Genomic DNA, 17,144 nt, shown 5'->3' with positions numbered 1-17,144 from the left:
GCGACGGACGCCTCACCCGGCCGTCACCATCGGGGCGCCGCCGTCGACGCCGTCCTTCTCCATCTGCTCGGCGATCTTCATGGCCTCGTCGATCAGGGTCTCGACGATCTTCGACTCGGGGACGGTCTTGATGACCTCGCCCTTCACGAAGATCTGCCCCTTGCCGTTGCCCGACGCCACCCCGAGATCCGCTTCCCTGGCCTCCCCCGGCCCGTTCACGACGCAGCCCATGACGGCGACGCGCAGCGGCACCTCCATGCCTTCGAGACCTGCCGTCACCTCGTCGGCGAGCTTGTAGACATCGACCTGGGCACGGCCGCACGACGGACAGGAGACGATCTCCAGGCGGCGGCGCCGGAGCCCGAGCGACTCCAGGATCTGGATTCCGACCTTGACCTCCTCGACGGGCGGCGCGGACAGCGAGACCCGGATGGTGTCGCCGATGCCCTCGGCCAGCAACGCCCCGAAGGCCACGGCTGACTTGATCGTGCCCTGGAAGGCGGGGCCCGCCTCCGTCACGCCCAGGTGCAGCGGATGGTCACTGGCGGCGGCCAGCTGCCGGTAGGCGTTGACCATCACGACCGGGTCGTTGTGCTTGACCGAGATCTTGATGTCACGGAAGCCGTGCTCCTCGAAGAGCGAGGCCTCCCACAGCGCCGACTCGACGAGCGCCTCGGGGGTGGCCTTGCCGTACTTCTTCAGGAGGCGGGCGTCCAGGGAGCCGGCGTTGACGCCGATCCGGATCGGGGTGCGGGTCTCGGAGGCCGCCTTGGCGATCTCCTTGACCTTGTCGTCGAACTGCTTGATGTTGCCCGGGTTCACCCGGACCGCCGCACATCCGGCGTCGATGGCGGCGAACACGTACTTCGGCTGGAAGTGGATGTCGGCGATCACCGGGATCTGCGACTTGCGGGCGATCGTCGACAGCGCGTCGGCGTCGTCCTGGGTCGGGCAGGCGACCCGGACGATCTGGCAGCCGGACGCGGTGAGCTCGGCGATCTGCTGCAGCGTCGCGCCGATGTCGGAGGTGCGCGTCGTCGTCATCGACTGCACCGACACCGGCGCGTCACCACCGACCGCAACCGTCCCGACCTGGATCTGCCGCGAGCGCCGCCGCGGTGCGATCGGCCGGGGCGGCGGCCCGGGCAGTCCCAGAGAGACAGGTTCCGCGCTCATGGCGTCACCCACGGTTCCCGGAGACGGTCTCCCGCATGGCTCGCAGCGACTCCTTCAGGGACCCCATGGTGGCGAGCACCGCGGTGGGCTCGTAGCCGCAGTGCGCCATGCAGTTGGCGCAGCGGTCGTCCTTGCCGCGGCCGTACTTGTCCCAGTCGGTCTCCTCGATGAGTTCCCGGTACGTGGGCACGTAGCCGTCGCTCATCAGGTAGCAGGGCCGCTGCCAGCCGAACAGCGAGTAGTTCGGGATGGCCCAGGCGGTGCACGGGAAGTCGGCCTTGCCCTCGAGGAAGTCGAGGAACAGCGGGGAGTGGTTCAGCCGCCAGCGCCGCCGGTTGCCGCCCGCGAAGGCCTTCTTGAACAGCTCGCGGGTCTGCTCGACGCCGAGGAAGTGCTCCTGGTCGGGCGCCTTCTCGTAGGCGTACGCGGGCGAGAGCATCATCTCGTCCACCTCCAGATCGTCATTGAGGTAGTTGAGGACCTCGATGATCGTCTGCGGGGTGTCCGTATTGAAGAAGGTCGAGTTGGTGGTGACCCGGAAGCCGCGCCGCTTGGCCTCCTTGATGGCCGCGACCGCCTCGTCGAACACGCCCTCCTTGGCCACCGATTCATCGTGGCGCTCACGCATGCCGTCGATGTGCACGGCGAAGGCGAAGAACGGCGAGGGGGTGAACTTGTCGATCTTCTTGCGCAGCAGCATCGCGTTGGTGCACAGGAAGACGTACTTCTTCTTGGCCACCAACTGCCGCACGATCTCATCGATCTGAGGGTGCATCAGCGGCTCGCCGCCCGCGATGGACACCATGGGCGCCCCGGACTCGAGCACCGCGCCCACGGCCTGCGCCACCGGCATGCGCTGTTTGAGGACGCCCGCCGGATGCTGGATCTTTCCGCAGCCCTCGCATTTGAGATTGCACGCGAAGAGCGGTTCCAGCTCCACGATCAACGGGAACTTGTCCCGCTTGCGGATCTTCTGTTCAGCGAGATACGTGGCAACTTTGATGGACTGACGAAGCGGCATGGCCATAACTCGGCTCACCTCCTGGGGAGCAGCAAAGAACGGTGCCATTCATAGAAAGCGGGTAGTACCGCACGAAGAACGCGGAAAGCAGATATTCCACCGCGCACCGTGCCGATACGGACGAGTTCATGCTCGGGAGCGTCCACGACCACCCGGACGGCCGCAACCGGACGCGGCCCGGTCCGCACCGCCTCCCGCAGCGTGACGGCGGACTCCATGTCGACGGCGATGGCACCATCGGCGAGCAGTGCGGCCCGCTCGTGACCGCGTACGACATGGTCGGAGCCGGTCATCGGCCCCGTGTGCACGGTGTGCCCGGGGACGGCGGCGGCCAGTTCCTTCACCAGCAGCTCGGTGCCTTCGCAGGCGGTGCTGCCCTGTCCGTCGCCGGCCCGGTCGGCGACCACTAGGTCACCGGGGTGCATGCCGCGGGCCAGGCCCGCGCAGAACCCGGTGGCGATCACCGCCGCGTCCCGGTGGGCCGGGGCCGCGAGCGCGCGCGTGACGGCACGCTCGGCGGCCTCGGGTCCCATGCCGGTACGCAGGACGGTGACCGGGCCGCCGGCGCCGCCGCGCTCGCCGGTGCGCAGGGCCAGTGCCTCGATACGCAGCGCACAGGCGATGAGCAGCGGCGGAGCGGACTCCTCGGTGGCGCCGGTCATCAATCCGCCCCGGGGGCGGTCCCGTGGCCGGTGCCGTGGACGTAACGGCCGAGCGCGGTCAGCGGGAAGACCTGCCGGTACAAGTGGTAGTTGATGGAGAAGTCCCAGGGGAAGCCGGTGCCGGTGAAGTACGGCTCGTCCCAGGACCCGTCGGCGTTCTGTGTCTCGGCGAGCCAGGCGACGCCCCGCTCCACGGTCTTGGAGTCGTGCTCCCCGGCGGCGAGCAGCGCCATCAGGGCCCACGCGGTCTGTGACGCGGTGGACTCGCCGCGCGCCACCCACCGCTTGTCGACGTAGGAGCGCAGATCCTCGCCCCAGCCGCCGTCGTCGTTCTGCACCGACTCCAGCCAGGTCACCGCGCGCCGGATCGCCGGGTGCGCGGCGGGCAGGCCTGCCGCCGTCAGGGCGGGCACCACGGACCCGGTGCCGTACAGGTAGTTGACGCCCCAGCGGCCGAACCAGGAGCCGTCCGCCTCCTGTTCGGCGAGCAGCCACTCGATACCGCGCCGTGCGCCCGGGTGGTCCGCCTTGCCCTCGTACGCCAGCATCTCCACCACATGCGCGGTGACGTCGGCGGACGGCGGGTCGATGACCTCGCCGAAGTCGCAGAACGGCAGCCGGTTGGGGAAGGGGCTGGTGTTGTCGACGTCGAAGGCGCCCCAGGCGCCGTTCTTCGACTGCATCCCGAGGTTCCAGGTGACGCCACGGCGGATCGCGTCGTCGACCCTGGCCGGCTCGGGATGCTTGACCCGGCGCAGCGCGAGGGCGACCTCGGCGGTGTCGTCGATATCGGGGTAGTTGTCGTTGTGGAACTCGAACGCCCACCCGCCCGGCGGCAGTTGGGGCCGACGCACCGACCAGTCGCCGGGCCGGGTGATCTGCTCGGCGAGCATCCAGTCGGCGGCCTTGACCAGGCGCGGGTCGTCGGCGGGCACACCCGCGTCGGCGAGGGCGATGGTGGCCAGACAGGTGTCCCACACCGGCGACTGGCAGGCCTCGATCATCCGCGCCCCGTCCTCGCGCCACACCGCGAACCGGTCGAGCGAGGCGAGCCCTTCGCGCAGCACCGGGTGGTCGAGGTCGTAGCCGAGCAGATGCAGGGCGATCACCGAGTAGACGGCCGGGGGCTGGATACCGCCCCAGCAGCCGTCGTTCTCCTGCCGCTCGATGATCCAGCGGGCGGCGGAGCGCATCGCCATCTTCCGCAGACCGGGCACGGCGACCTTGTGGTACGCGTGCAGCGCCTTGTCGAGCCGCTGGAACACACCGTCCCAACTGGCCACCGGAGCAAGTGGCTTGAAGGGTTTTGGGTCACGGGCGTTCGCGTGCAGCTCGTCCAGGGCGAACGGCGCGGGCCGCACCGGGCGCTTCGCGGAGACGACGGTGAGCGGCACGATGGTCTGCCGCGCCCAGCACCCGAAGTCGTAGATGTTGAGCGGGAACCACTTCGGGAAGTAGATGAGTTCCGGCGGAAGTTCGGGCAGGTCGTCCCACTTCCACCAGCCGAACAGCGCGAGCCAGATCCGGGTGAACACACGGCTCTCGGCGATACCGCCGTGGGCCCGGATCCACGCGGAGGCCTTCGCCATGTGCTCCGCGTCCGGTGCGTCGCCGGCCAGGCGCAGCGCGACATACGCCTCGATGGTGGTGGAGAGCTCACCGGGCCCGCCGTAGAAGGTGGCCCAGGTGCCGTCCTCGCGCTGCTCGCCACGGATGAAGAGGCCCGCGGCCCGCGTGGTCTTCTCGTCCCCGATGCCGAGGAACTGACGCAGAAGCAGATCCTCCGCGTCCATCGTCACATTGGTCTCGAGGTCGCCCTTCCACCACCCTTCGGCGTCCTGCCTCGAGAGCAGTAAATCCGTGGCCCGCTCGGTGGCCCGCCGGGCCGCGTCGAGAGGGGCGGAGGTCGGGTCGGTTCCGGTGGCCGAGGCTGCGCGGGGCCGGAGGGCTCCGGTGCTTCCGTCGGTCGTCGCTGTCATGGCTTCCCCTTCGTGCAGTTCGACACGCTGACGTGCTGATGTGCTGGGGTGGGCCGTCGGCCGGCGACTGACGTGGCGTCAGCGCACCGGCCGGCGACTGCGAGTCATATACGGCTGCTGATGGCGATCATCTCTTTCGTACGACGACGAAGTCGGCCAGGGCGACGAGCTGGTCCCTGACCCGGGCCGGCATATCGACCCCGTCGAGCGCCTCGATGGCGATGGTGTGCTGCCTGCGGGCTTCCTCGGCGGTCCACTGGCGGCCGCCCGCCTCCTCGATGAGGGCGGCACGCGCGGCGAACTCCTCCTCGGAGAAGTTCTCGAAGTCATTGCTCTTGGCGTCGGCGGCGAGCAGTTCGCCGAGGCGCTCGGCGGCCGCTCCTTCGGCGGCGAGCGCGGCCACCACGGGCAGGGACTTCTTGCGCTGGCGCAGATCGCTCCAGGTCTGCTTGCCGGTGGCCTCCGGGTCGCCCCAGATGCCGAGCAGATCGTCCACGGCCTGGAAGGCGAGGCCCAGGTGGTAGCCGTAGCGCTCCAGGGTGTCGGCGGTGCGCTCGTCGGCGCCGCCGAGTACCGCGCCGATGGAGACGGCACAGGCGAGCAGGGCGCCCGTCTTGTTGCCCTCCATCTCCAGGCACTCCTCGACGGTGACCCGCTCGCGGTGCTCGTAGGAGATGTCCTGGGCCTGACCGTCGATCAGCTTCCTTGTGGCGGTGGTCAGCCGGCGGGTGGCACGGCCCGCCTCGACGGTGCCGATCTCGAGCAGGATCTCGTTGGCGAGGGCGAACAGGGCGTCGCCGACGAGGATGGCCTGCGCGGGGCCGTGCACCTTCCACACCGTGTCGCGGTGGCGGCGCTGCTCGTCGCCGTCCATCAGGTCGTCGTGCAGCAGCGAGAAGTTGTGCACCAGCTCCACGGCCACGGCGCCGGGGATACCGACCTCCGGTGCGGCGCCCGCGGCCTCGGCGGAGAGCAGCGCGAGCGCGGGCCGCACGGCCTTGCCGCCGTCACCGTCGGACGGGCGGCCCTCGGCGTCGATCCAGCCGAAGTGGTAGGCGGCCACGGTGTCCATGGGCGGCGCGAGGCGGTCCACGGCGGCGCGCAGCACCGGCGTGGCCATCGTCCGTCCGCGGTCGAGCAACGCGGTCACGTCCGCGACGCCGGCAGCCGAAGGCACAGTCGGCACAGTCTCTCCTCTTGATCCGGTACTGGTACTGCTGCTCATGCCGCCTCCTGAAAGAGATGGTGGTGGGGGCGGCCGAGTGCGGAGAGAGCGGCCTGCGCGGCCTGAGTGCCGCTGCGCACCGCGCTCTCCATGGTCGCGGGCCAGCCGGTGGCGGTCCACGCGCCGGCCAGGTAGAGGCCGGATGCATTGGTGCGGGCGCCGGGCCTGAGCCGGCCGACACCCGGGGTGGGGGCGAACGTCGCCGTGCGTTCCCGGGTCACGAAGAAGTCCCGTACGCCGGCGCCGCGTGCGGCGGGCAGCAGCCGCTCCAGCTCGGGCAGATACCGCTCGCGCAGCTCCGCGACGGGTGCGTCGATCTCGTCCTGCGCCGCGGACTGGGAGAGGGCGAGGTACTGGCCCTCGGTCAGGCCCGAGGCGTCGGTGCGGTCGAAGACCCACTGCACGGGGGTGCCGAGCGCCGCGAAGAACGGCTTCTTCAGCACCTTCCTGTCGTACAGGACATGGATGTTGAGGATCGGCGCGGTGCCGATCTCCAGGAGCGCGTCCGGGTTGGGGAGCGCTCCGCCGGGCAGCAGTTCGTGCGCCTCACGCTGCGGTACGGCGAGTACGACCGTGTCCGCCTCGAGCCGCTCGCCGTCCACGTCGACCTGCCAACTCCCGCCCTGCGTACGGGAGATGGCCGAGACCTTGGTGCGCAGTTCGGTGCGGACGCCCGCCTTGTCGAGGGCCTTGCGGGCGAGTGTGTCGTGCAGTTCGCCGAGCGGCACCCGGGCCCAGCCGATGTCGGCGGCGCCCGGGTCGGAGAGCAGCCCCGTCTTGAAGACCATGGCGGCAAGACCGAGCGAGGAGTCCCCCGCGACGGCGTTCAGGGTCGCGACGCCGACCAGGTCCCACAGCGCCTCGATGGCCCGCGGCGACTGCCCGCGCTGTGCGAGCCAGGTCCCGAAGTCCTGGTCGTCCAGGGCCGGATCGTCCAGGTCGAGCCCCTTGAGCGCGAGCGCGGCCCGGCCCACCTTGGCGCGTTCGGCGAGCGAGAGATGGGGATAGGTCGACAGGCTGGCGGCCAGATGCAGCGGCACCGGAAGCGCGGTGCGCCGCAGGCGGCCGAGGCGCATCCGGTCCGCGTCGAGCACGGGTACGTCGAGACGGTCCTGCAGCGGAGCGAGCGCGGCGCCCCCGACCCGGTCGAGGAACCAGCGGTAGGCGGTGCAGCAGCGCAGATAGACATGCTGGCCGTTGTCGACGGTCAGGTCCCCGCGCTTGAAGGAGAACGCGAGGCCGCCGAGGCGCGGCCGCCCTTCGAGCAAGGTCACCCGCAGCCCGCCGTCGGCGAGCGCGAGTGCGGCGGTGATGCCGGCGAGGCCTCCCCCGACGACCACGGCGGCCCCCTGCCCGCCCGCCGCCCCTGTGTGGTTCGCGGTCATGCACCCTCCCCTTCGACCGTACGCATCGTGCCGATCAAGAGCGCTGAGCTGGCCATCTCAGTCAGGGACGCGATCGCGCCACGGAGGGTTGCCCGCCACTTGACCGGATTCGTCCCGGCCCGACAGTGGGTGCGGCCCTCGGCGGAAGTGCATCTCACGTACGCCTCCTGGCCGACTGCCGGGAGATATGGCGCGCATCGAGTCCGGACAGACCGCGCACGGCGACATACGCCTTCTCGTGCCCCGGCAGGGAGACACGGCCGCGCAGGACGGCCTCGGGGTCGCGCTCGATACGGTCCAGGAGGCGCCGGTAGATGCCCGCCATGGCGGCGACACAGGCGCCGCTGCGCCGGTCGAGCATCGGCAGCAGCCGGTAGCCCTCGGCGAACAGGGCGCGGGCGCGCCGTACTTCGAAGTGCACCAGGCCCGCGAAGTCGGCTCCGGCGAGCGCCTTGGGGTCGGCGAACCCGGCCGAACAACCGAACTTGGCCAGGTCGTCGCCCGGCAGATAGACCCGACCGCCCTCGGCGTCCTCGCGAACGTCCCTGAGGATATTGGTGAGCTGGAGGGCGAGTCCGAGGGTGTCGGCGTACTCGGGGGCGCGCTCCGACTGCCGGGCGCCCGGCTCGGTGCCGAACACGCCGAGCGAGAGCCGTCCGATGGCGCCCGCGACGCAGCGGCAGTAGCCCTTGAGGTCGTCCCAGGTCTCATAGGTCTCGCCGCGTACGTCCATCAGGACGCCGTCGATCAGTTCGTCGAGGCCGTCGAGCGGGATCGGGAACGCCGTGGCGGCATGACTGAGGGCGACCGCGACGGGGTCGGTGTCGTCCTCGTCGACTGCGCCTGCACGCACACGTCGGAGCAGCTGACGCGTCTCTTCGAGGCGGGTGTGCTTGATCTCGGCGGCGAGGGCGCCGTCGCCGATGTCGTCGACCCGCCGCGAGAAGGCGTAGAGCGCCGACATGGCGCGGCGCTTGGGCGTCGGCAGCAGCCGGATGCCGTACGCGAAGTTGCGCGCCTGCTGCCCGGTGACGGCCTCGCAGTAGCTGTAGGCAGCGAGTACCGGCGCGGACACGTGCGGGCCCCCCTCGGCGCCTGCCACGCTCATCTGGCTCACCCCTTACCTCGCAGAGTCGCTCCCACCTCGCGCAGCAAGCGCAGCTTGGTGGGTCCCGGCGGTCCCGGAAGTACGTCGTAGCCCACCCCTTCGACCGCTCGCAGCGCCGCGCGTCCCCCCGCAACGAATCCGGCAAGCAGCAGTCGCAGTCGCCCGTGCACGCTACCCACGAGGGGCATGCCTTCATTCAGGAGGTTCCGGGCGCGTTCTGCTTCGTAGGCGACCAGTGCGCGCACCGATGCCCCTGCGCCGGCCGCCGCGAGATCGGACTCTCGCACACCGAAGCGCTTCATGTCCTCGGCGGGCAGATAGATCCGGTCGCGTCCGAGGTCCTCGCTGACGTCCTGAAGATGCTCGACGATCTGCAGCGCGGTGCACACGGCGTCGGACCGTCGCACCCGCTCGGGGGTGACGGTGCCGGTGATGCCGAGGACGAGCCGGCCGACGGGGTTGGCGGAGAGTTCGCAGTACGCCAGGAGGTCGTCATAGGTCGCGTAGCGGCTGACGAGCTGGTCCTGGCGGTTGGCCGCGATCAGACCGAGGAAGGGCTCGGCGGTGAGGCGATGGCGGCGCACGGTGGGCTGCAGCCTGCGCAGCAGCGGGTGGCGCGGGCTCCCATCGAAGACCCGGCGCAGATCGGCCTCGAAGGCGTCGAGCAGGGCGAGGCGGTCCTCACCGGCGGCCGGGCCGAGGCCCAGGTGGCGGGCGTCGGCGCCGCCCGGGGCGAGGTCGCCGTCACCGATGTCGTCGACGAGACGGGCGTAGCCGTAGATCGCCATCAGATCCGCGCGCCAGGCGCGCGGCAGAAAGAAAGGAGCCACCGGGAAGTTCTCGTCGGCGGCCTTGTCGAGGGTGGCGCGCGCGGGGGCGCCCGGACTCGCCGTCCGGCTTCCCGTCACCGTGCGCTGCCCGGTGCGGGGGCGGCGGAAGCCTGGCGGATCAGGGAGTCTTCCGTAGCCATTGCCGTCACATCTCCCGTTCTACACTGCCAACCCAATACAGCCCATTTCGGACACGCCGCCGACCGATCCAGCTTACGTTGTACAGCGCCGGGGGGTATGCCGGGGTGTTCTGCACATCACAACAACGCACCGATTCATGTCAACATTCCGCCCGGCCAACGGAGTTGACCAAGCGTTGACCGAGCCGGGGCCCCGCCGGAGGGTTCCGGCGGGGCCCCAGATCCGGTCTCCGGCTACTTGCCGGTGAACTTCTCGTACTCCTTGAGCACCTCGTCGGTGGGCCCGTCCATGCGCAGCTCGCCGCGCTCCAGCCACAGGACCCGGTCGCAGGTGTCGCGGATCGACTTGTTGTTGTGGCTGACCAGGAAGACCGTGCCGGCCTCCTTGCGCAGCTCGCGGATGCGGGCCTCGGAGCGCTTCTGGAACTTGCGGTCGCCGGTGGCCAGAGCCTCGTCGATCATGAGGACGTCGTGGTCCTTCGCGGCCGCGATGGAGAAGCGCAGACGGGCCGCCATACCGGACGAGTAGGTGCGCATCGGCAGGGTGATGAAGTCGCCCTTCTCGTTGATCCCGGAGAAGTCGACGATGTCCTGATAGCGCTCCCTGATCTGCTCGCGTGACATGCCCATCGCGAGCCCGCCGAGTATGACGTTGCGCTCGCCGGTCAGGTCGTTCATCAGGGCCGCGTTGACGCCGAGCAGCGAGGGCTGGCCGTTGGTGTAGACCTTGCCCTCCTCGGCCGGGAGCAGACCCGCGATGGCCCGGAGCAGGGTGGACTTGCCGGAGCCGTTGGAGCCGATCAGGCCGATGGCCTCGCCTTTGTACGCGGTGAAGGAGACGCCCTTGACCGCGTGCACCTTGCGTACGCCGCGTTCCTCGCCGCGCTTGACGATCCGGCTCAGGGCGGCGGTGGCACTGCCCTTGCCGCCCTTGCCGCCGTTGACGCGGTAGACGATGTGCAGCTCGTCGGCGATGACGGTGGGAGTGCGCGGCTCCTGCGGCCGCGCGTCCGTCGGGTTCTGGTCAGCCACGGCCGTACTTCTCCTCTGCCTTCCAGAAGTAAATGAAGCCGCCGATGCCGACGACCAGGGCCCAGCCGAGTGCCAGGGCCCAGACGTGGTTCGGCAGCGCCTGGTCCGGAGGAAGGTTGTCGATCAGGGCGAAGCGCATCAGGTCCATGTAGACCGCGGCCGGGTTGGCGAGCAGCACCTCCGCGACCCAGCCCGGGGCGTTCGCCTTCTCCAGCATGGGCTGCAGCGGGAACATCACGCCGGACGCGTACATCCAGGTGCGCAGCACGAACGGCATCAGCTGTGCCAGGTCGGGGGTCTTGCTGCCGAGCCGCGCCATGATCATCGCGAGGCCCATATTGAAGACGAACTGCAGCGCCAGGGTCGGCACGATCAGCAGCCAGGCCCAGCTCGGAAAGTGGCCGAATCCGAGCAGGATCACCACCAGGACGATCATCGAGAACAGCAGCTGCTGGAGCTGCTGCAGCGAGAACGAGATGGGCAGCGAGGCGCGCGGGAAGTGCAGCGCCCGCACCAGACCCAGATTCCCGGAGATCGCCCGGACGCCGGCGAGCGTGGAGCTCTGCGTGAAGGTGAAGACGAAGACACCCGTCACCAGGAACGGGATATACGTCCTCATGTCCATGCCGCCGCGGCCGCCGAGCAGCAGACCGAAGATCAAGAAGTACACCAGCGCGTTCAGGAGCGGGGTCGCCACCTGCCAGAGCTGGCCGAGCTTGGCCTGGCTGTACTGCGCGGTGAGCTTGGCCTGCGAGAAGGCGAGGATGAAGTGGCGCCGGTCCCACAGCTGACCGATGTACTCGATCAGGCCGGGCCGGGCACCGCTCTGTGCAAGGCCGTATTTGGCGGCCAGTTCTGCCCGGGAGAGCCCGTCATCGGGCGACGGGGTCACGCTCACCGCAACACCGCCGTCATGCGTTGTCTCACTCACAAGTGGAAACTTTCGTCTTCAAGATGCGCTGCCGGTTTGTGCGCAGCAGAAACCAGGGCCGGGATATGGCCCGAATGCTCTCAGACACGAGCTTGTCAGATGACAGGAGGTCGGCCCAGTCGGGTCAGCCGCCACACCGTGGACCACTTCATGGGACGCCTGGGTCCGCAGGGACTCGTCCAGCCCTCCTTGAACCCGCCGAGCCAGGCCTTGAGCGCGGGCTTCGAGGGGCGCCGGGCGAGGGTGAGCAGCAGCCAGACCCCGAGGTAGACGGGGACCAGGAGCGCGGGCAGATTGCGGCGGGCGAGCCAGACGCGGTTGCGGGCCACCATCCGGTGATAGACCGCGTGCCGGGACGGGGCGGTCGTCGGGTGGTGGAGCACCATGTCGGCCCGGTAGTCGATCTGCCAGCCCGCGTCGAGGGCCCGCCAGGCGAGGTCGGTCTCCTCATGGGCGTAGAAGAAGTCGTCGGGAAGTCCGCCGACCTCCTTGATGACCGCGGTGCGCACCGCGTTCGCGCCGCCCAGGAAGGTGGTGACGCGGGAGCTGCGCATCGGGTCGGAGGCGCGCAGGCGCGGCACGTGCCGCCGCTGGGTCTCGCCGGTGTCCGGGTCGGCGATACGGAAGCTGATGATGCCGAGCTCCGGGTCGCCGGCGAAGGCCTCCCGGCACAGCTGTGCGGTGTCGTTCTTCGGCAGCAGTCCGTCGTCGTCCAGGAAGAGCAGGATGTCGACGTCGGTGCCGCCGGGGCCGAAGGCCTCGATGCCGACGTTACGGCCGCCGGGGATGCCGAGGTTCTCCGGCAGCTCGACGGTGCGTACGCCCTCGGGCAGGTCGGGGACCGGGGAGCCGTTGCCGACCACGACCACCTCGACCGGGTCGCCGTCCTGCTTGGCGACCGAGTCGATCAGGGCGCGCAGCTCGTCGGGGCGGTTGCCCATGGTGATGACAACCGCGCCGACCTTGAGCTGTTGCGGGGCCGTACTCACTTCAGCCTGCTCGAAACGAGGATGGACACGAGGTGGAGCAGGGTCTGGACGAGCGCGATGCCGGCGAGCACGGCGACGCCGAGACGGGAGAAGAAGAGATCGCCCCTGACCGTGTCCAGGACCGCGAGGGCCAGGATCAGCAGGGACGCCTCGACCCCGAGGATGAGGCGGTGGAACTTGAGCGCGGCGGCGGCCTTGCGGGCGAGCGCCATACCGGAGGAGCGCGGCTCGGACGCCGACTCCTTGACCGGCGGGAGCCCGCCCTGGTGCCGGGCCACACCGACGAGGTCGGTCTCCGCCTTGACCAGGATGGCGCCGAGGGCGGCAAGGGTGCCGAGGAAGGCCCACAGCCAGTCGATCCGGCCCGAGCCCCACAGATCGGCGGCGCGCAGGCCGAAGCCGACCAGGACCGCGGCGTCGCACAGATAGGCGGCGACCCGGTCCAGATAGACGCCGGCCATGGAGTACTGCTTCTTCCAGCGCGCGATCTCGCCGTCGACGCAGTCGAGCAGCAGGTAGAGCTGGACCGCGAGCACGCCGAGCACGGCGCCCGTGATGCCGGGCACCAGCAGGGCCGGTGCGGCGAGGGCGCCGGCGACGGTCATCACGTAGGTCAGCTGGTTGGGCGTGACCTTGGTGTTCACCAGGTGCCGGTCGATGCGCAGCGAGAGCTCACGCATGTAGAGCCGGCCGGCCCAGTGCTCGCCGCTCCGCCGGTCCTTCACCCCCGGGGGGTGAACGACCGGGCGGAGTTCAGCTACCGATGGCTTTTGCATAGTCGGCGTATGCGTCCCTGATCTGGTCGGTGTTCAGGTCGAGGTGCTCAAGGATGGTGTAGCGGCCGGGACGGGTCTGCGGAGCGAACTCCACGACCTTCACGAACTCGTCCACCGTGAAGCCGATCTCCTCCGGCGTCACCGGCAGGCCGTGCCTGCGCAGCACCTCGGCCATGAAGACGGACTCCTCGTGGGCCCCGCGCAGATGCATCGCGAAGGCCGCACCCAGACCGCACTGCTCGCCGTGGCTGGCGGCGCGCTTGGGGTGCAGGAGGTCGAAGGCGTGGTTGATCTCGTGGCAGGCGCCGGAGGCCGGCCGGGAGTCTCCCGAGACCGACATCGCGATCCCGGTGAGGACCAGGCCCTCGGCCAGGACCTGCAGGAAGTCGTCGTCGCCGACGCCACCGGGGTGGCGCAGAACGGCTTCGCCCGCCTGGCGCGCGATGGCCGCGGCCAGTCCGTCGATGTCCTCGCCGCGCTCGCGGGCGGCCAGCTCCCAGTCCTTCACCGCGGAGATGTTGGACAGGGCGTCGCCGATGCCGGAGCGCACGAAGCGGACCGGTGCCTCACGGATCACATCGAGGTCGATGACGACCGCGATCGGGTTCGGTACGCCGTAGCTGCCGCGGCCCGCGTCGTTGTCGAGGGTTGCGACCGGCGAGCAGAGCCCGTCGTGCGAGAGGTTCGTGGCGACGGCGACCAGCGGGAGGCCGATCCGCGCCGCGGCGAACTTCGCACAGTCGATGATCTTGCCGCCGCCCAGGCCCACGACCGCGTCGTAGTGCCCGGACTTCATGGCGTCGGCGAGCTTGATGGCGTCGTCGAGCGTGCCGCCGCCGACCTCGTACCAGCTCGCGCCGGGCAGCGCCGGGGCGAGCCGCTCGCGCAGCTTCGCCCCGGAGCCACCGCTGATCGCTATGGCGAGCTTGCCGTGCGCCGAGATCCGCTGGTCGGCGAGGACGCCGGCCAGGTCGTCAAGGGCGCCGGCCCGGATGTCGACGACGACCGGCGAGGGGATGAGCCTCGTCAGTACTGGCACGCGATCTCCCTGCCCTTGGCGAGGTCGTCGTGGTTGTCGATCTCGACCCACTTCACGTCGCCGATGGGGCAGACGTCGACCTTGAAGCCGCGGTTGACGAGCTCCTGGTAGCCGTCCTCGTAGTAGAGGTCGGGGTCCCGCTCGAAGGTGGTCTTGAGGGCGTCGGCGAGCTCGTCGGCGGCGGAGCCCTCGATGAGGGTGACGCCGATGTACTCACCGGTGGCCTCGGCCGGGTCCATCAGCTTGGTGATCTTCTGGACACCCTTCTCGGCGTCCACGACGACCTTCATCTCCTCGTCCGCGAGCTGCTTCACGGTGTCGAGGGCGAGGATGATCTTCTGGCCGTTGCCGCGGGCGGCGAGCAGGGTCTTCTCGACGGAGACCGGGTGCACGGTGTCGCCGTTGGCGAGGATCACATCGTGCTTGATGGCGTCACGGCCGCACCACAGGGAGTAGGCGTTGTTCCACTCCTCGGCCTTGTCGTTGTCGATGAGGGTCAGCTTGAGGCCGTACTTCGCCTCCAGTGCCGCCTTGCGCTCGTAGACGGCTTCCTTCTTGTAGCCGACGATGATCGCGACCTCGGTGAGTCCGATCTCGGCGAAGTTGCCGAGCGTCAGGTCGAGGATGGTGGTGTCACCATCGACGGGCACCAGGGCCTTGGGCAGGGTGTCCGTGTACGGACGCAGACGCCGTCCGGCGCCTGCCGCAAGGACGAGGCCGATCATGCGGGTTCTCCTTCATCGTGTACGGCGGGTGCGCCCTGTTTCCCGGCGGCGACCCAGAAGCGGATGCTCTCCACGAGCACCACAAGTGCCACGGCCACGGCGCCAGCCGTGAGCGCGACGGTGAAACCTTGAGCGGACAGCAGAGCGGCGGCGACTGCGACAGCCAGCGTCCTGCCTTCGTGTCCGCCGATCGCCCGCACCAGCCAGTGCGGGGGCGCGCCGGTGCCACCGCGAATGCGGTACACCGTGTCGTAGTGATGGTAGGCGACCGCGGCCACCAGGCCGAAAGCCGCGGGCAAGGCCCCGTTCACATCCGCCTTGACAGCGAGCACCAGGATCGTCAGGTACTCGGCGGCCCGGAAGAACGGCGGGACCAGCCAGTCGAGGGAGCCCTTGAGGGGCGCCGCGACCGCGAGGCCGGACATGAGGACGTAGGCGAGGGCGGCGGCGAGCGGCCAGGGGCCGCCGAAGTCCGTGACGGCCGCCACGGTGACAACCAGCACACCGCCGAGCAGGGCGAGCGCCGGCGCCGCGAAGCCGGGCAGACCGCGCGCGGCCGAGCGGAACGCCCCCGCGAGGCCCTGTGCGAGCGGGCCGCTGTCGGCGAGGTCCCCGAGTGCCTGCGCCGCCCGGTCCGTACGGTGCGCGCGACGGGTCAGCGAGCGCAGGACACGTCCCGCCGTGGTGTAGCAGGCGGCGATCGCACAGCCGATGAGCAGGGCGTAGAGGGTGATACGCGGGGTGGTGAGGGCCGTGAGTACGGCGATCATCGCCCAGCGCTCACCGATCGGCAGCACTATCATCCGGCGCACCCAGACCGTCCACCCGACGCTGTCGAGCTTGTCCGAAAGGGCCGCTGTGGGGCTGGTGTTGGCGGTGGCGTCGTGGTTCGCCTCGTTGAAGGAGAAGTCCACGACGTGCCGGCAGGTCTGCAGGATCATGGCGCCGAGCGCGAGCGCCCACACGTCGTCACCGCCGCGGGCGGCGCCGAGCGCGAGGCCCGCGTAGTAGGCGTACTCCTTGGCCCGGTCGAAGGTGGCGTCCAGCCAGGCGCCCATCGTCGAGTACTGCAGGGAGTAGCGGGCTAGCTGCCCGTCGGTGCAGTCCAGGACGAAGGAGAAGAGCAGCAGCACGCCCGCCGCGACAAAGCCCGCACGGGTGCCGGTCGCCGCGCAGCCCGCGGCGATCAGGGCGGTGAGCAGGGAGGCGGTGGTGACCTGGTTCGGGGTCAGGCCGCGGCGTGCGCACCAGCGGGCGATATAGCGCGAGTAGGGGCTGATGCAGTACGTCGTGAAGAAGCCGTCGCGGGATTTCACGGCGGTACGCAGCCTGATCGCCTCGTCGTCCACGGCGGCGACGGCCTGGCGGGCTTCGTTGCGGGCCTGCGGGTCGGCGGGCACCGTGGCGACCAGCGAGCCGAGTTCGGGCCGGTGCAGCGCCACGTCATCGGCGTCGGCGGCCAGCTCCGCGGCTATGCGGTCGGCGACGGCGTCCGTCTTGACGGCGGTGCCGCCCGGTGCGGTGTCCAGGGTCGAGCGGACGGCGCGGGTGAGGGCCGCGCGTGCCGAGGGCAGCGCGGTGACGGCGCCCGGGATGGCCGAGGCGTGGAAGCGCGGGTCGGTGAGGCCCAGGCGCAGGGCGTGCACATGACCGACGAAGCCGGCGTCGACGACCGCGACCCGCTCGCCCGCGGGGACCGCGGCGAGCAGCGTTTCGGTGTCCGCCGCACCCGAGGCGACCATCACGTCGAAGCCGAGGGCCCGCAGGTCGCCCTCGAGCGACGAGCCGGGGACCGGCTGGCCGGTGAGGATGGCGGTCGACAGACGAACTCACTCCTTGGGGGGTCGGCGCTGAGGGCGCGCCGGGCAGCGTGCGAGGGCCCCCGGCCGAAGGGCGGGCCGGGCGGCACGTCGGCAGAGGCTATCGGATTAATGGAAGCGGCCGTTCACCGCCCGTTTACGGCCCGACAAGCACGGTCTGCGAGGGCGCGACCGCATCCGTCATCATCCTCGATGCGATGCCCGCCCCACAAACCGCGCTCTGTTCGACCACCGTCGGCAATGATCTTGCCAGCTCTCTGACCTGCAGTCATTTCCGCAGGTCAGGGCACATGACAACGGTGTTCA

The 17,144-nt window shown here is 70.1% G+C and carries 15 protein-coding genes; all 15 read right to left on the bottom strand.

Annotated features, from left to right (window positions below; all coding sequences use genetic code 11):
• Positions 1-12 precede the first annotated feature (12 nt).
• Entirely contained in the window at positions 13-1,176 is a 1,164-nt protein-coding gene (ispG, locus tag ACFQVC_RS05150; protein ID WP_381826849.1) for a flavodoxin-dependent (E)-4-hydroxy-3-methylbut-2-enyl-diphosphate synthase, read from the bottom strand.
• Positions 1,177-1,180: 4 nt separating this feature from the next.
• On the bottom strand, positions 1,181-2,203 hold the full coding sequence (gene hpnH, locus ACFQVC_RS05145) for an adenosyl-hopene transferase HpnH (protein WP_381826847.1): 1,023 nt from the start codon (positions 2,201-2,203) through the stop codon (positions 1,181-1,183).
• Positions 2,204-2,211: 8 nt separating this feature from the next.
• A complete protein-coding gene (locus tag ACFQVC_RS05140; protein WP_381826845.1) occupies positions 2,212-2,859 on the bottom strand; it encodes a phosphorylase family protein in 648 nt (215 codons plus the stop codon).
• Positions 2,859-4,838 (bottom strand): squalene--hopene cyclase, encoded by a 1,980-nt coding sequence (shc, locus tag ACFQVC_RS05135; RefSeq protein WP_381826843.1) that lies wholly within the window; start codon positions 4,836-4,838, stop codon positions 2,859-2,861. The genes ACFQVC_RS05140 and shc overlap by 1 nt, the downstream gene beginning before the upstream one ends.
• A 127-nt stretch (positions 4,839-4,965) precedes the next feature.
• Positions 4,966-6,063, bottom strand: coding sequence for a polyprenyl synthetase family protein (locus tag ACFQVC_RS05130; RefSeq protein ID WP_381826841.1), 1,098 nt, complete (start codon positions 6,061-6,063; stop codon positions 4,966-4,968).
• Positions 6,060-7,448: a hydroxysqualene dehydroxylase HpnE gene (hpnE, locus tag ACFQVC_RS05125; protein WP_381826839.1), complete on the bottom strand. Its 1,389-nt coding sequence runs from the start codon at positions 7,446-7,448 to the stop codon at positions 6,060-6,062. The genes ACFQVC_RS05130 and hpnE overlap by 4 nt, the downstream gene beginning before the upstream one ends.
• A gap of 154 nt (positions 7,449-7,602) precedes the next feature.
• Positions 7,603-8,556 (bottom strand): presqualene diphosphate synthase HpnD, encoded by a 954-nt coding sequence (gene hpnD, locus ACFQVC_RS05120; protein ID WP_381826837.1) that lies wholly within the window; start codon positions 8,554-8,556, stop codon positions 7,603-7,605.
• Between the two features lie 5 nt (positions 8,557-8,561).
• On the bottom strand, positions 8,562-9,464 hold the full coding sequence (hpnC, locus tag ACFQVC_RS05115) for a squalene synthase HpnC (RefSeq protein WP_381826835.1): 903 nt from the start codon (positions 9,462-9,464) through the stop codon (positions 8,562-8,564).
• 296 nt (positions 9,465-9,760) lie between these two features.
• Entirely contained in the window at positions 9,761-10,558 is a 798-nt protein-coding gene (locus ACFQVC_RS05110) for an ABC transporter ATP-binding protein (protein WP_381826833.1), read from the bottom strand.
• Entirely contained in the window at positions 10,551-11,489 is a 939-nt protein-coding gene (locus ACFQVC_RS05105) for an ABC transporter permease (RefSeq protein ID WP_381826831.1), read from the bottom strand. The genes ACFQVC_RS05110 and ACFQVC_RS05105 overlap by 8 nt, the downstream gene beginning before the upstream one ends.
• A gap of 95 nt (positions 11,490-11,584) precedes the next feature.
• Positions 11,585-12,430 (bottom strand): glycosyltransferase family 2 protein, encoded by an 846-nt coding sequence (locus ACFQVC_RS05100; protein WP_381827126.1) that lies wholly within the window; start codon positions 12,428-12,430, stop codon positions 11,585-11,587.
• Between the two features lie 44 nt (positions 12,431-12,474).
• Positions 12,475-13,254 carry a CDP-alcohol phosphatidyltransferase family protein gene (locus ACFQVC_RS05095; RefSeq protein ID WP_381826829.1) on the bottom strand — a complete coding sequence of 260 codons (780 nt, stop codon included), beginning with the start codon at positions 13,252-13,254 and terminating at the stop codon, positions 12,475-12,477.
• Positions 13,232-14,293, bottom strand: coding sequence for an iron-containing alcohol dehydrogenase family protein (locus ACFQVC_RS05090; RefSeq protein WP_381826828.1), 1,062 nt, complete (start codon positions 14,291-14,293; stop codon positions 13,232-13,234). Before ACFQVC_RS05090 ends, ACFQVC_RS05095 begins: the two co-directional genes overlap by 23 nt.
• Positions 14,281-15,018 (bottom strand): phosphocholine cytidylyltransferase family protein, encoded by a 738-nt coding sequence (locus tag ACFQVC_RS05085; protein WP_381826826.1) that lies wholly within the window; start codon positions 15,016-15,018, stop codon positions 14,281-14,283. The genes ACFQVC_RS05090 and ACFQVC_RS05085 overlap by 13 nt, the downstream gene beginning before the upstream one ends.
• Complete coding sequence (locus ACFQVC_RS05080) at positions 15,015-16,841, bottom strand: DUF5941 domain-containing protein (RefSeq protein ID WP_381827124.1); 1,827 nt, start codon at positions 16,839-16,841, stop codon at positions 15,015-15,017. The genes ACFQVC_RS05085 and ACFQVC_RS05080 overlap by 4 nt, the downstream gene beginning before the upstream one ends.
• Positions 16,842-17,144 lie beyond the last annotated feature (303 nt).

Origin of the sequence: Streptomyces monticola (assembly GCF_042665355.1) — a bacterium.
Taxonomy (GTDB): Bacteria; Actinomycetota; Actinomycetes; order Streptomycetales; family Streptomycetaceae; genus Streptomyces; species Streptomyces monticola.
Note: the sequence above shows the minus strand (reverse complement) of the source record. Positions and strands in the feature narration are given on the sequence as shown.

Excerpts from the sequence above, each read along its gene's own strand:
- ispG (WP_381826849.1), bottom strand. The coding sequence starts at position 1,176 with ATGAGCGCGGAACCTGTCTCTCTGGGACTGCCCGGGCCGCCGCCCCGG.
- hpnH (WP_381826847.1), bottom strand. The coding sequence starts at position 2,203 with ATGGCCATGCCGCTTCGTCAGTCCATCAAAGTTGCCACGTATCTCGCT.
- ACFQVC_RS05140 (WP_381826845.1), bottom strand. The coding sequence starts at position 2,859 with ATGACCGGCGCCACCGAGGAGTCCGCTCCGCCGCTGCTCATCGCCTGT.
- shc (WP_381826843.1), bottom strand. The coding sequence starts at position 4,838 with ATGACAGCGACGACCGACGGAAGCACCGGAGCCCTCCGGCCCCGCGCA.
- ACFQVC_RS05130 (WP_381826841.1), bottom strand. The coding sequence starts at position 6,063 with ATGAGCAGCAGTACCAGTACCGGATCAAGAGGAGAGACTGTGCCGACT.
- hpnE (WP_381826839.1), bottom strand. The coding sequence starts at position 7,448 with ATGACCGCGAACCACACAGGGGCGGCGGGCGGGCAGGGGGCCGCCGTG.
- hpnD (WP_381826837.1), bottom strand. The coding sequence starts at position 8,556 with ATGAGCGTGGCAGGCGCCGAGGGGGGCCCGCACGTGTCCGCGCCGGTA.
- ACFQVC_RS05100 (WP_381827126.1), bottom strand. The coding sequence starts at position 12,430 with ATGGGCAACCGCCCCGACGAGCTGCGCGCCCTGATCGACTCGGTCGCC.
- ACFQVC_RS05095 (WP_381826829.1), bottom strand. The coding sequence starts at position 13,254 with ATGCAAAAGCCATCGGTAGCTGAACTCCGCCCGGTCGTTCACCCCCCG.
- ACFQVC_RS05085 (WP_381826826.1), bottom strand. The coding sequence starts at position 15,018 with ATGATCGGCCTCGTCCTTGCGGCAGGCGCCGGACGGCGTCTGCGTCCG.